The organism is Ruegeria sp. HKCCD7559 (genome assembly GCF_013110575.1).
In the GTDB taxonomy this organism is placed as follows: domain Bacteria; phylum Pseudomonadota; class Alphaproteobacteria; order Rhodobacterales; family Rhodobacteraceae; genus Ruegeria.
In genome coordinates this window covers 321941-336302 of record NZ_WVQU01000003.1, presented here as the reverse complement: position 1 = coordinate 336302, position 14362 = coordinate 321941, and the positions used below count along the sequence as shown (strand labels likewise).

Sequence of the window (14362 nt, the reverse complement as noted above, 5' to 3'; positions counted from 1 at the left end):
GATGTTGCCATTCCGCGGCAAACCGGATGATCGATTTGGTCGAACGCCATGGTCCGTCAGATTAATCCGTTGATCGGCCGGATTTTACATATCAACGCGTCGCCGCAAGACCACCAGTTCCTGGCCTGATATTCGGCAGGGCCTCAAATTGGCATGCGTTCCTGCCCTCACGCTTGAATCGTCGAAAAAGTTTCCTTCGCGCAGTTGTGCACCCAATCCAACGGCACTGCGCAAATCGATCAGATTTGCAAAACACGGACGTCCGGCATGGACCGGATCGTGGCCAGATCTTGCTCGTAAAGCTCTGTGAACGCTTCAACTATATCGGAATTCCAGCCCGGCAAGTCGAGCTCTTCTTCGATCTGCTCCGGTCGGGCGTATTCGTCCAGAATATTTGCCATCTCTTCACGTCGGCGGCCGGGATCGATGGCGTCCCCTTTTCTCACGATGTCCAATACATGACGTTGTCCGGCTTCTGTCAAAAGTGAGGACAGGAATGCAAACTCTTCATGAAGCACAGCCTCATCAGGCAATCCCGCTATGGCGCGGATGATATCGCCCCAGATAAGCGGCGAATTCTCGTGTTCCCACAAGGTGAGCTGAACCTGAGGCGCAAGATCCCGCAGGTCTTCGATCATGCCAAGCCAGCTGAGGCAGCTTAAATCGGTGCTGGCCAGAATGTCCCGCCGATGGTCCTCATGGATCGAGGCCAGAATCTTTGGAATAAAAACCCCGGGGTTCACCAGCCCTGCAAACACTTGAACCTGCACGCCGTCCAGCAGAGTGTCCGCATGGGCCGTTCTATTCCCCGCAAACGGATAGATCTGGCCGTCTTGCAGCGCGGTGCGCCTGGGGCCAAAGAACTTGTCGCTCGACACAACAACGCGGTCCAGATTCTGGTTTCCGGCAACAAGCTCGGACAATCTGTTCCGTGCGTCTGCATCAGATACATCCTGCAAAATCGATTCAGACATCACTTTGACGAATAGCCGGGACCGACGCGGCCCCAGAACCGCAGTTCGGTACTTGGCCAGTACGCTCCTGTTCGCACCAAGCGAGGACATCACCAGCCCTTCATCCGAAAAGGCAACACCGGCGTGGATGGCAACCTGCATTTTTTCCTTTACCCCTTGGCTTTTCTGCATAGCCGCGTCCGTTACCACACGCGAGATATTTGCAACGGATGAATTCAGCGTTTTTTGCACGTTCTCAGGAAATCGGGCAATGTCTAAGTTTGGGCTAAAATTCAGGCTTGCAGTCCACTGCCAGAGGAAGTAATCGACAGCCAGTGCCCCTATAGCTCAGCTGGTAGAGCAACTGATTTGTAATCAGTAGGTCCGCGGTTCGAGTCCGTGTGGGGGCACCACTTGAAATCATTGAAAATGAACAAATAATTTCGCATCGCCGGCGATGTGCGTTTCGAATTTTCAAACGTTTTTCTAACGTTCGCGGTTTCGTTGCCCCGTCGTTTAAACGTGCCGGCGACTCAGTGAAAAATTTCCAGGGTGCGCCAAAATCCCGCTACATCAGGGCTTTAGCGTTCCGCCGTACAGGGGGCATCTTTGCTCAGTAGGTGGGAAAACACGATTCCGTACTCTCAGCCTGTCCAGTCGATTTGACTGGGAGAAGAGAGGTTTCCCTTGCCGTCGGATTTGATCAAGGGCCTCAGCTTCTTGCTCCCTTTTTGTGAAGCGAAAAGGGAATCCCGTCGAGGAATGGGTTCATCTGATCAACGGTAAGCTGCTTGTCGTCACCAACAGTTTGATTGTCGACTATGAGATTTCGGCCGAAACTCTTCTTGATCTCAAGTTCGACGCCAAAGTAATCCGAGCTTTGTCAGCCTTTGGGTCAGCCCCATCATATCTGATCAACGACCAAGAAGACTTTTGTCAGAAGTGGGACGACGGCCAACGGTTTTTCATATCCAGAAAGGGCGCATTGAAACCCACATGGTTTCCCGGATCACCACGCGACTTGGCTGGTCGAAAAAGCGTTGAACGACGACTATGTTCCCAAGAGCCCACGGCGATCCAGAAAGGCAGGAAGCCGCGAAAGAACATCGAACGACGGCGACGATTCTTCACTGATCGAAGATTGATGGATTGGCCGCTTCAGAAAGATCAAGTGGCCTCGGAACAGCCCCGCGCCGAACGTTCAAGAGTCATGGGCGATGCTGCGATCCAGATGTTCGGTCAAGGGACTTCTTTGAGCGTATTTCGACAAGCGCAAAACACGGTCGACGCGGAATACCGACCTTCTCAAAATCGGTATTTGATTGGCAACAAACCAGAAGAACAGACTTTCGGCGCTGATGTTTCGACACCGCCCGGTCCAAAATACAGGTCTCGGAACTTGTTTCGGTTAAGGAAGTCCCGAGATTTATCTGGACGGCGCTCCTGATGGGGTGGACGTCGATGCCCTGGTCAGCACTTTCAGGTCGCACTTGGTCGTCGTGATCTTTTCGGAATGCTCTGCGACAATGCTTGTGATCAATTCTGCGGACAGGGCGCCAATGCGCTTGGCTGGGATGCGAATGGTCGAGAGGGACGGTTCGATTTCGCTTGAGCCTTTGAAATCTCCGATTCCCATGACGGACAGGTCTTCAGGAACACGCACACCGCAGTGTTTTGCTGCGTACAGCACGCCCTGAGCGATAATGTCATTGCCGCATAAAATAGCGGTAGGACGTGGTGAATGATCCAACAAGCTTATGCAGGCGCGTTTGGCTTCCAAAATGCTATAGGGGGCTTCCAGGCGCCATTGTTCGGGAACCTCAATCCGTTCCAATCCCAATTCTTCCAAGGCGCCGTGCAACCGGTCATATGCGCGATCATTCCCGGCAGGGTCGGGAAAGATCAAACCTATGTCGCGGTGTCCCAAATCCAGCAAGTGGCGTGCGGACAAACGGCCAGCTTCAGAATTCTGAACACCCACGCAAGACAATCGCGCTTCATCGTCATAGTTCCAGATTGCAATCGTCGGAACACCCTGTTGTTCGATCAATTGATACGTCGATTCCGAGTGTTCAAGCCCGATAAGCGCAAGCCCGTCAACGCGATGCTCCATCAGTTTGCGCAGCATCTTGTATTCGCGCTCCAGATCGAACCCGTGCGAAGCAATCAACATCGTGAAACCATGCTGGTCCAGCCCATCCGAAAAGGATTGGATCAGTTCAGCGAAGATGGCGTTGTCGATTGTCGGCACCACCAGCCCGACAGTTCCGCTGCGTCGGCCGTGCATGACTTGCGCGGCTCGGTTGCGAATATAACCAAGCTTCTGCACCGCCCGGTCAATCTTTTTCCGAGTCGCCGGCTTGAGCAATTCCGGGTGATTGAAGCTTCTCGAAACCGTCGAGATGGAAACACCGGCAGCCTTTGCGACAGCGACAATATCCGGCTTATCCATATGTTTTTTATTCACAACTTTCATTCGATCGAGGCTATTTATGAAAACATTTGCAAAACTATTTTCATCTCTTAGCCTAAAATGTCAACGCGCAAACAAACACAGGGATGCAACGTGGAATTTCTGTATTACTTCGGAGATGTCTTCACACCGGTCTCGTTCGGGCTGTTGCTCTTGGGAACGATTGGCGGGCTGATTTTGGGGGCAACCCCCGGACTGTCACCCACCATGGCCGTGGCCCTGCTGATCCCATTCACGTTTCATCTGGCACCCGTTCAGGGGCTGATCCTTCTTGGCGCGGCCTATACCTCGACGGTCGCCGGCGGCGCGGTCAGCGCCATCCTTCTGAAAATTCCCGGAGCGCCCGCAAACATCGCCACGACGTTGGATGGGCATACGATGGCCAAGCAGGGCAAGGGCGCACAGGCGTTGCAGCTGAGCTTTCTGGCGTCTGCCGTTGGGGGGGTGATCGGAGTGCTTCTGCTCATCTTCCTGACACCGGTTCTTGCGCAATGGGCGTTGGCCTTTGGACCAAGCCACCTGTTCTGGCTCGCCATCCTGGGCGTAACCGTCATTGGATCGCTGGATAGTGCATCCGTTGTCAAAGGGTTGCTGTCGGGATGCATCGGTCTTTGGCTTGCGACCATTGGGTTCGATGACATCATGGGCGCGCAACGGTTCATCTTCCACCCGGCGCTTGGTGGCGGCATCAACATCATCGCCGCGCTCATCGGGCTTTTTGCAATTCCTCAGGTCCTGACCATGTTCGCCAAGGGCCGCAACACGGCAAATGCCGAAGTGATCGAAGTCGAAAAGCACTCGATCATGGATGCGGTGCGTGAGCTTCTGCGCCGCCCGAGGGCGCTGAGCATCGGCACCATTACCGGCTCGGTCATCGGGCTGATCCCGGGCGTCGGTGGACAGATCGCGGGTTTGGTCGCCTATGACCAGACCAAGAAGTTCAGTCCCGAGCGCGAGAAATTCGGAAAGGGCCACAGCGAAGGCGTGATCGCAGCGGAAAGCGCGAACAACGCCATGGTCGGCCCCAGCCTTGTTCCGCTTTTGACGCTCTCGATCCCGGGGTCGCCGACTGCGGCGGTGCTGCTGGGCGGCCTGTTGATCCACGGGATTTTTCCCGGCACGGACCTTTTCGACAACCACCCGGATGTTGCCTGGACCTTCATAAATTCGATGCTGATCGGGCAGGTGTTGATGTGCATCTTCGGTCTTTATGTCGCGGGCCTTGCCGCCCGGGTGGCGCAGGTACCGCAGAGCGTCATGGCCGCAGTTGTTCTGGGCCTGGCTGTCTTCGGAAGCTATTCGGTACAGTCCAGCATGGGCGACGTCTATGTCATGGCGGCACTTGGCATCATGATGTACTTTCTTGAGCGTTTTGGCTTTTCAGCTGCGCCACTGGTGCTTGGCCTGATCCTTGGCCCGATTGCCGAGGCGAACTTCATTCAAGGTTCGATGATTGCAGGGGCCAGCGAAGGGATGGCCAGCTATTTCCTGACCGGAACGCTGAATATCGTTCTGATCGCAATCGTCATCGCTTCGATCGCCTATTCGGTCTGGATGGAGCTTCGCAATCGTCGCTACACATCAAAAGAGGAGATCATGGCATGAGTTCCGTCAGTCTTCCACGCGCGCAACATATTGTGGCGTCCGGCGTCATTGCTGCCGTCGGGATCTGGGTGGCATGGGTCAGCTATACCCAGCAACCGGCCGAAGCTTTCTTGTTCCCACGCCTGATTTCGACTGTGTTTGTCGTTCTGGCCCTGTGGACGTTTGCCAAGGCGCTTCTGGGCTGGACCAAGGTGGGCAACGGCGTCTCGCGCAAGGATTTCATTTGGCTTCTGCCAGGACTGATTATCGCGCTCATCTACATCTTTTGGGCCGCCAAGGCGCTTGGGTTTTACACCGCCGGAACGATCACATTCTTCTTGCTGCTCAGCTTCTATGACCCTGCACCGCATGGCGAAATCAAAACCTGGACTAGGCGTGTGATCATCACGATCGGGTATTTGGCCGTAATGTATGGGCTCTTCGCCATGCTCCTCAAAGTTTACACGCCACGAGAAGTATTTTTCTGAAAAAGACCGCGCGAAAAGCGGCTTACGCAAATCCAAGGGAGGATCTGAAATGAAACATCTACTGGCAGGCGCTGCACTGGCGCTGATGTCCCTGACCGGTGGCGCGGCCGTCGCGCAGGACTACCCCGAACGCCCGATCATGATGATGGTCAGTTACGGTGCGGGTGGCGCCACCGACTTTCAGGCGCGCATCGTCACCATGACTGCGGGAAATGAAGACGCGCTTGGAATGCCCATCGCGATCATCAACAAGCCGGGGGCCGGTGGCCGTGTCGGCTGGAACTGGTTTGCGACACAGGCCGAGGCTGATGGCTATACGCTGGCGGCTTACAACATCCCGCATTTCATCGCCCAGTCGATCAAGGGCGGCGTTGAATATTCGGCAGACAGCTTTGAGCCCATCGCCAACTGGGGGGCGGATCCTGCGGTATTCGTCGTGGCCAAGGACAGCCCCTTCAATTCCATGCAGGAGGTGGTGAACTATGCCAAGGAAAACCCGGGGAAGCTGACCTTTTCGGGTGCGGGCCTGTTCGTCGGGCACCACATCGCCGCTTTGCAGCTTGAGAAGGAAGCCGGGGTCAAAATGGCGTACATCCCGACCAAGGGCGGCGGTGCGGCGGCCATGAAAGCCGTGATTGCAGGCGACGTCATGGGCGGCGTGAACAACCTGTCCGATGCGTTCCGCGCACAGGAAGCCGGAAATGTCAAAATCCTTGGCGTGTTCGATCTGGAACGCAGCGCGTTCCTGCCGGACGTCCCCACACTGAAAGAGCAAGGCTTTGACATCGACAATGCCAGCGTGAATTTCCGCGGCGTCATGGTCCCCAAGGGCACCCCGCCAGAGGTCATCGACAAACTGGCCGCTACAGTCCCGGAAATGTTCAAAAACGCGCGGGTGGCAGGAAAAATGAAAGCCGGTGGATCACCCATGCACGTCATGTCCCGCGAAGAGGTTCAACAGATGTGGGCCGCACGTCAGGAAACCCTGCAAGAGCTTCTGGCGGGTCTGTAACGATTTGAGCAGTGGCACAGGATGGGGCGGTTTCCGCCCTGTCCCCACCAATAGGAATTCAATGATGAATGCACATGATGACATCGCCCAAGTCAGTTTGATCATGACCCGTGCGCGCACCGCTCAGAAAGAATACGAAACCGGCGCCACCCAGACGCGCTATGACCGCGCAGCAGCTGCCGCCGCCTGGGCGATCATGGAGCCTTCACGCAACAGGGCTTTGGCCGAACTTGCGGTCAAGACGACAGGACTGGGCAACGTGCCGGACAAGGTGATCAAGAACCATCGCAAGACCCTTGGCCTGATGCGCGACATAAAAGACGTCAGAACCCATGGGATCATCCATGAGGATGCAAGTACCGGCATCACCGAGATTGCGCGCCCAATCGGGGTGATTGGCGCCGTGGTGCCGTCGACGAACCCGGCAGCCACACCCGCCAACAACATCATCAACGCGTTGAAATGCGGCAACTCGGTTGTTGTCGCCCCGTCACCCAAAGGCGTTGCAAGCTGCGAGCTGCTTTTGCGTTACATTCATGCCGAGTTCGACAAACTGGGGCTGGATCACGATCTGGTCCAGATGATTCCCCCGCCGGGTTCCAAGGCCAAGACTCAGGCGATGATGGAGCTCTGCGACCGGGTGATCTGCACCGGCAGTCAAAACAATGTGCACCGCGCACAGACATGCGGCACCCCTGCGGTGGCCGTCGGTGCGGGCAATGTCACCGTGATCGTCGATGAGACAGCTGACCTGAAGGCCGCTGCCCGGAAGATCACGGCCTCCAAGACTTTCGACAATGCGACCTCCTGTTCGTCCGAGAACGCAATCATCGCCGTCGACGCAATCTATGATGATTTCGTCGCAGCCCTTGCCGATGAAGGAGGCACATTGGTGAAGGACGAAAACCAGATCGTCTCAAAGCTTTGGCCGGATGGGCATCTGAGCCGCGAAGTGATCGCACAGGACGCCGACAAGATGATCAAGGCACTGGGCATGGTTGGTCAGGTGCCTGAAAACACAAGGTTCCTTGCAGTTGAAACCAAGGGGATCGGTCCGGATCATCCGCTTTCGGGTGAGAAACTAAGCCGCGTGGCTGCGCTCTATCGTGCAAACGATTTCGAGGACGCCCAAGCCATAGCCGCTCAAATCTTGCGGTATCAGGGCGCGGGGCATTCCATCGGGATACACACCGCCGATGATGCCCGTGCGGTGGCGTTGGGTGCCTCGATGCCCACCTGCCGCGTAATCGTCAATCAGGCTCACACCTTTGCGACCGGAGGGTCATTCAACAACGGCATGCCTTTCTCGCTTTCGATGGGGTGTGGCAGCTGGGGTGGCAATGCGATTGATGAGAACCTGCATTGGAAACACTTTGTCCAAAGCACCAAAGTCATCCGTGAAATCCCGGCAATCGAACCTTCCGTCGAAGATATCTTCGCGGATTATTGGGCTGATGCGGGGACATGAGTATGGACGATCAGACGCCCCCAGGAGGGACAATCCGCAGCTGGCTGGACGAACGCGCAAGCACCATCGGTGATCGTGATGCTTATCTGTTTTTCGACGGAGAAGCTGCGCTAACCTGGTCATCCCTGAGGGATCGGGCACGAAAACTGGCCGAAAATCTGACCGCGCAGGGATTGGACAAGGGGGCCAGCGTTGCCATCCTTCAACCAAATGGGCGCGAGGCGATCGAATGCCTTTACGGCGTGCTCTATGGCGGGTTCCGCGCAACGGTCATCAACCTTGTCGCCGGGGACGAGGCCATTGGATATGCGCTGGGCCATTGCGACGCACGAATTGCGTTTGTCGGCGACGCGCAGGCCGATCTGTTCGACAGAGTTCGCCCCAAAGAGATGACGCGGTATTCAGCCTCTCGTTTCGATAAGGCCCCTGATCTCCATGCGCTTGGTCCCGATGACGACGCGCTGCTCATGTATACCTCAGGGACAACCGGTCGCCCGAAGGGGGTCGTGCACAGTCACTTCAGCCTGCTGGCAGGCGGATGGACCCCTACCGTTGCGCACAAGCTGACACCGGCGGATCGTGGTCTTTGCGTGCTTCCGATCTATCACATCAACGGGCTCTGCGTGACCGTGCTGAGCGCGCTTGTTTCCGGCGGTTCCCTGGCCGTGGCCGAAAAGTTTTCAACGCGCAAATTCTGGGACCAGTGCCAGAGCGCCAAAACCACGTGGTTTTCGGTGGTGCCGACCATCATTTCGCACTTGCTGCATTCCGAATTGACACCCGCGCAGGAAACCAGAGCACGCCTTCGTTTCGGCCGCTCGGCATCCTCGCCGCTTGCACCAGATGTACAAACCGCGTTTGAAACCCGTTTTGAAGTCCCCATCGTCGAAACAATGGGCCTGACGGAAACAGCCGCACAGATCTTGTCCAACCCGCTGCCGCCGGGCGTCCGCAAGATTGGGTCGCCGGGCAAAGCTTACGGCAACGAGGCATGTATCCTGTCGGCAGATCTGACCCCCCTGCCGCCAAACACCAAGGGCGAAATCGCCGTACGCGGCCCCAATTTGATGAGAGAATATCTGAAGAACCCGGATGCCACGCGCGCGACATTCACGCCCGATGGCTGGCTGCGCACCGGAGACCTAGGGCATATGGACGAAGACGGGTACTTCTTCGTGACCGGCCGTTTGAAAGAGCTGATCATAAAGGGCGGAGAAAACATCGCCCCTCGTGAAATCGACGAAGCTCTATATTCGCACCCTGACGTGATCGAGGCTGCCGCATTTGCACGCCCTTGCAAAACCTACGGTGAACGCGTCGAGGCCGCCGTCAAATTGCGAACCGGGTCAAGCGTTTCATCCGACCAACTCATCGCGATATGCGTCCAACGGCTGGGTGCCTTCAAATCACCTGATAAGGTGCACTTGTTGCAAGACTTGCCAAAGGGTCCATCTGGAAAGATCCAAAGGATTAAGCTGCCTGTTTTGACACAGTGACCGATTGCAGCCCATAGAGGCCCCGCAAGCAGGCTTGCAATTTCCGATATGCAAACCAGACGGGCGTTCGCAAGGCATTGACCAATAACGGCATTCCCGAGGCTTGGGCCGGAACCAGAGCTTAAAACGATTTGAGCCATTTCATGAAAATTCTCACCGTGACCCTGTCTTGATCGCCGGGGCGGCAGGAGAAGTAGAGCCCACGATCCAATGGAACCCGGCTTTCATCAAGACGATCAACCGACCAAGTTCCAGATCCCACTCTGCCAGAAGATGCCTGGCCAGTGCCTCGCCCTTGGGCGAGTTCTTTGTTTTCCTCAAGCGCCATTCCAGCTTCACACCGAGCTTGCTTCCCATGAAGAACGGCGGGCGATGTACCATCAGGTAGATATCGGGTGGCTTCCCTGTAGCCACTTTTCGATTTGAGCAGGCCCGCCTGCATGACAGTATGGCCGATTCGATGAAGACACGCCAACGCCGAGCCACCCGTTCAAAACCAACCAACTAACCCGCAGAACTATGGGCGGATACCGCAAAACTATGGGGTATCCGCAGTGCTATGCGCGCATCTAAGCATGTGTAGGTCCGCTCATTACGCTGCATTCCCAACATTTATTTCATTGAAGAAAATCTTGGAAGATTGCCCATAACTCTGCGCTTTGTCTATGCATAACTTTGCACGATTTGCCCATAAGTTTGCGTGCCACAGAGAACCCATCGAACAAACCGGCTCCTGTGGCTTAAGGTCGGTGACAAGATCGGCGACGTAACAGAGATCAAACTGATGGAAACACTCATCAAATCGATCAAAAACGAGATGATATGTATTCCAAAGGCCAGCTGCTCAATTCCGAAGTTGTGAACTACTCACGAAAAGTGGATGGTCGGGGGCTATTGGTGCATACGACGGTGGGGATTGGCTACGAGGAGCCTCCCAAGAAAATCAAAGCGATGCTGATTGAGGCGGCACACCGAACGCGAGGGTTGAGAAAGAGCCCAGAGCCATTTTTGCTTTGGACCCAGTTGGCAGATTACGCGATCAACTATGAAATCAACGCGTACACTTCTCGTGGATCGAGTTTACCAAAATTTTGTCGGATCTTCGCGAGAACATTGTCGATGTTTTTAATGAAAACGAAACTCAAATAATGACTCCGTCTTACATCGCTGACCCACCGGAACCCAAAATACCTTCAGCTGCTTGAGTGTGAGCTTGCTCACATATCTGACTAACAACTCGTCAGGGTCATCTATGAAACTTCAAAAACGCAACACCGCCGTCGTCGGATTGGATTGATTGATATTGAGCAATGATTAGAATCAAACAAGAAATCTTCAGAACTCAGCGAGGCTCCGGATGATCAAGTGGGTACTTTCCGCAACTGTAGTGCTTCTGCCTGGGTTTGTTCACGCAGCCGGGATGGAACAGTGGGGTAAGTCCGGCGACTGGGCAATTCTCATCGATCCAGAAAAAGGCAACGGTTGTCTCGCGTGGAGAGCCTTTGAAGACGATATGACAGTAGAAATTGGCGCTGCACCAAACCAGGCTGGCGGCTTTTTTGCCGCCTACAATCCGGCCTGGGTTCAAGTCGAGGACGGTGCGACAGGCATAGTAAGATTTGATTTTGGTGATGCGCAGTTCGAAGGTGAGGCCGTAGGTGTCTACAAGAATGGCGTGCCCGGTGGCTACGCATTTTTCGACAATCCGGCATTTGTAACCGAGTTTGGAAAACGCCAAAGCGTTACGATCATTGGCGAAAGCGGAGCCGAAGTCGAACTCGATTTAAGCGGATCCGCAAAAGCCATTGAGGCCGTTCTGGCGTGTCAGGCGGAGCAGCCAGATCCGCTGAAGAATTAGGTCGCGACCGATTACTGCAATTGGTTGATGTCTGGCACGCAAGGTTGCCTGTTTACTGGCATTGCATCAGCGCCCTCTGGAGCCTTGTTCCTAGACCCACCCACGTCCAGCTTGAACTTCGGTGATGAAAGCTGACCTGTCACATCAAACGGCCAAGCGCTGCGGGAAAGGGGTTTGCCCACGCGCCGTGGCTCCGCTCGTATTGCAATCGTATCGTTCAGCCAGTCCACTTGTCCCCTGGCCACCAACTGAACAGATGCTGTTTCAATGACGATGGAGTTTGAACTGACCCGCCCGGCCTGAATATCAACCGGAGCAACCACGCAAGTGATGTCGGTGTAGCCTTGTCTGAACTCTTCTGAAAACAGCCAAGGGAAAATACCTAGCCCGGCCAACTCAAGAAGACTGGTACTAATGTAACCTTGCGACATCGACAAAGACGCTTTGCCGCGCATGGAGTTGATGAAGGCCTTGCCCGAGGCGGTACTGCCCGAAACGTTGAATTCACCACTCAAACGCCCGTAGGCATCAATTCCAATCCCTAACTCATCAAGGATCTCACCGAACTCCCACCCTGAGGTCGACCCCGACAATGAAAGCCAATCAGGTGAGTCAATCAGATCCATGACCGCCCGCAGGCTGAAGGTTCCGCCGCCATAAGCCATCTGAAGAGGTCCGAAATCCACGATTCCGTCTTTTGCAGACAATTGGCTGGAAACAGATGTTACGCCTTGCTGGCCTACAATCTCTTTGAATTCGATCTGTACCTCGACGCCAGCTTCTCGCAGCACGCGTTGCACATCCAGAAGATCGGCAGGCTTCCCTTTTTCCTTTGGCAACACCAAGGGCTGGACGTTTGTCTCCTTCGACAAAACCAAAGGCTGAACTTCGGCTTCAGGTTCTTTTGGGGTTTCCCCTACCAGGCTTTTCAATTGGTCCAGCACGGCAGTCAGGTTCTTCAGGTCGTTGAGATCGAGCCTCTCGCTGGTAACGTTGCCGCGAACAACAGAAGAGCCATCCGGAAATTTTGCATCGAAAGCCGCTAGAAGCTGCGAGGAGCCAGCTTCGAACTCGATTGCAGCATTAAAGTCCTCGCCCTGCTTTGAGGTTTCAGCATCAATGCCGAGTGCGCCAATTTCGATAGGTTGCAGGTTGAGCGCGTTCAGAAATTGAGCACCATCGCCCACATCCAGGTTCACGTCGAAATCAAGCCCGGCCAGCCCTTTGAGCTCATTGACCGACAACGCAAGGTCGAGCGCCCAAAGATCGGTGTCATAGCTGGTCGCGTTGAACCTATTTAGTGATACCGGGCCTCCCGCATTGGATATGCTGAAGTCCGCCTTAATACCGCCAAACTGGTCGACAAAACCTTCGTCGAGATCGGGCAAAATCAACTTGGCAGGCCCATTCAGCATGCCATCGAAGCTCACGTCCTGAAGCTGAAGCAGGTCGAGTATTTCGCCTTGGGCTTTTAGCACCGGCTCCTCAATTGGGCCGGCTTGCAAGGTAATGCCCAACATCGCGAGGCGGCCATCCGGCATGCGGCGAATGCTCTCAATAGAGGCTGGGCCGATCACGTCCAACCCTTGGTCAAAGGCGTTGGTTTCGAACAGTAGCTTCTCGAATTCGAAGGAGGCGAGGGATCCAACCATATGCATTTCAAAGCCAGTGAACTTCAGATCTTGGATACTCTTTGCTGCTTGAGGCGGCTGCCCCTCTGGGTGAAGGCGCGCATTGAAAAGCAGATCGACGCCTTTAGCTGTATAGAGGTCATCTATCGAACCTTCAGCTTCGAGTTTTTGCCCATCTTCAAGGCTTACGGTTGTAGTAAATGCTTCGATCTTTAGGGCGTCCTGAGACACAAGCTCAGCTTGCAACTGGCCATTACCTTCCAGAACGCGTTCCAATCCCATGACATCGAGAAAGTCACCGAATTCGCCAGTATCCATCTCCAGCACAGCCCGGTAACCGCCACCTTCGTCTTCCGCGAATGGCTCGCCATCGTAGCGGACAGTCATTTCTCCAAAGTTGGCTCTCGTCGTAAACGGCGCGTCATGGGGATAGTCGCCCTTGATTTCAAAACCTTGACCGTTGACCGAGCCGGAACCAGAGACCTTTGTTCTTTTTCCGTTATCTACTTGTTCAAGCGCAAGCGACTGAAGGTCAAACACAAATGAGAAGCCCGAGACCTTGTCGTCGATGTTTAACCCGATTGATGTGAAATTGACGTTCTTGTCGCTGAGAAAAGTAAGAATCCCACTGTTTTCTTTGCCACCAACTTCGGACGTTTCGAGTTCGGCCTCAGCATCCTGATTGTCCTCTGCAAGCGATCCGTTGGTTTGAGGCGTTGGCATTGGTCGGCTTTTTCGCCAGCTTGTTGTCCCATCCGTGGCTGTAAGAAAGTTAGCCTGAAGACCGTCCACCAAAAGGTTGTCAAAGTGCAGACGTCCGTTGGCCAAGGCGGCAACGTCCAGTTCCAGTTCAAGCAGTTTCAATTCTGCAAGAGAGGTCTCTGGCAGTGTCTCGCTCGGGATGACCACGCCGCCGACATAGATGTGGGTAATGCGACCTAGTGCGACGCTCACATCGTCGTTGACCAGAAGCGGCTGCCCAATTTGTTCCGAAAGAGCCTTTTCCACAAGGTTGCGTCGCATATCTGAGAACAACGGCGCAGCAAGTAGCAACCAAACAAAAGCGATTGCTGCAAAAGCGAGTAGCGCAACGAATCCAATTATCCTAAACAGCCAAGTTCTCATTTGCTTCCCTGTGATCGCTTTCATAATTCAGTTTAACCGCAAATCGGAAATCTCCAATCTTTCTGGCAACTAAGGATATAGTGATTGCTATGTCGCGTTGGTTGCGTCCGTAGGATTGCATCCTATTTTCTGAGTTTTGGTGGCCTCTCGCCCAGGTCAGCTCGTTCACAAAGAAAGTCCATGGGTTTGTGCTGTGCTATCGGGAGTGTCCACACTCGCGCCTAGATTTTCCGCCCTTTGATCACACAAACGGGCTGAACGCGTCTGGCAATTT

General features: G+C 54.7%; 11 protein-coding genes and 1 tRNA gene. 8 read left to right on the top strand and 4 right to left on the bottom strand.

Annotation, left to right across the window (positions count from 1 at the left end; genetic code table 11):
* Window positions 1-239 precede the first annotated feature (239 nt).
* A complete protein-coding gene (locus tag GS605_RS12165) occupies window positions 240-1145 on the bottom strand; it encodes a hypothetical protein (RefSeq protein ID WP_171724146.1) in 906 nt (301 codons plus the stop codon).
* A gap of 145 nt (window positions 1146-1290) precedes the next feature.
* Here GS605_RS12165 and GS605_RS12160 point away from each other — a divergent pair.
* Window positions 1291-1366: transfer RNA gene (locus GS605_RS12160), tRNA-Thr, on the top strand.
* Between the two features lie 1013 nt (window positions 1367-2379).
* Here the strand turns inward: GS605_RS12160 and GS605_RS12155 are convergent.
* On the bottom strand, window positions 2380-3405 hold the full coding sequence (locus GS605_RS12155) for a LacI family DNA-binding transcriptional regulator (protein ID WP_171724145.1): 1026 nt from the start codon (window positions 3403-3405) through the stop codon (window positions 2380-2382).
* A 114-nt stretch (window positions 3406-3519) separates the two neighbouring features.
* Here GS605_RS12155 and GS605_RS12150 point away from each other — a divergent pair, with 114 nt between their 5' ends.
* The 5 genes from GS605_RS12150 (at window position 3520) to GS605_RS12130 (ending at window position 9474) form a co-directional block, all read left to right on the top strand.
* A complete protein-coding gene (locus GS605_RS12150; RefSeq protein ID WP_171724144.1) occupies window positions 3520-5031 on the top strand; it encodes a tripartite tricarboxylate transporter permease in 1512 nt (503 codons plus the stop codon).
* A complete protein-coding gene (locus GS605_RS12145; RefSeq protein ID WP_171635715.1) occupies window positions 5028-5498 on the top strand; it encodes a tripartite tricarboxylate transporter TctB family protein in 471 nt (156 codons plus the stop codon). Before GS605_RS12150 ends, GS605_RS12145 begins: the two co-directional genes overlap by 4 nt.
* Window positions 5499-5547: 49 nt before the next feature.
* Complete coding sequence (locus GS605_RS12140) at window positions 5548-6510, top strand: tripartite tricarboxylate transporter substrate binding protein (protein ID WP_171724143.1); 963 nt, start codon at window positions 5548-5550, stop codon at window positions 6508-6510.
* Window positions 6511-6574: 64 nt separating this feature from the next.
* Window positions 6575-7978: an aldehyde dehydrogenase family protein gene (locus tag GS605_RS12135; RefSeq protein ID WP_171724142.1), complete on the top strand. Its 1404-nt coding sequence runs from the start codon at window positions 6575-6577 to the stop codon at window positions 7976-7978.
* Window positions 7975-9474 carry an AMP-binding protein gene (locus GS605_RS12130; RefSeq protein WP_171635708.1) on the top strand — a complete coding sequence of 500 codons (1500 nt, stop codon included), beginning with the start codon at window positions 7975-7977 and terminating at the stop codon, window positions 9472-9474. Before GS605_RS12135 ends, GS605_RS12130 begins: the two co-directional genes overlap by 4 nt.
* 153 nt (window positions 9475-9627) lie before the next feature.
* Here the strand turns inward: GS605_RS12130 and GS605_RS21065 are convergent, their stop codons facing one another.
* On the bottom strand, window positions 9628-9855 hold the full coding sequence (locus GS605_RS21065; RefSeq protein ID WP_245218079.1) for a hypothetical protein: 228 nt from the start codon (window positions 9853-9855) through the stop codon (window positions 9628-9630).
* Between the two features lie 441 nt (window positions 9856-10296).
* On the opposite strand from GS605_RS21065, the gene GS605_RS12120 reads away from it, so the two are divergent.
* Window positions 10297-10623 (top strand): mechanosensitive ion channel domain-containing protein, encoded by a 327-nt coding sequence (locus GS605_RS12120; RefSeq protein ID WP_253283293.1) that lies wholly within the window; start codon window positions 10297-10299, stop codon window positions 10621-10623.
* 208 nt (window positions 10624-10831) lie between these two features.
* Complete coding sequence (locus tag GS605_RS12115; RefSeq protein ID WP_171724141.1) at window positions 10832-11332, top strand: hypothetical protein; 501 nt, start codon at window positions 10832-10834, stop codon at window positions 11330-11332.
* Between the two features lie 11 nt (window positions 11333-11343).
* Here GS605_RS12115 and GS605_RS12110 read toward each other — a convergent pair whose 3' ends face one another.
* Complete coding sequence (locus tag GS605_RS12110; RefSeq protein WP_253283292.1) at window positions 11344-14112, bottom strand: AsmA family protein; 2769 nt, start codon at window positions 14110-14112, stop codon at window positions 11344-11346.
* Window positions 14113-14362 lie beyond the last annotated feature (250 nt).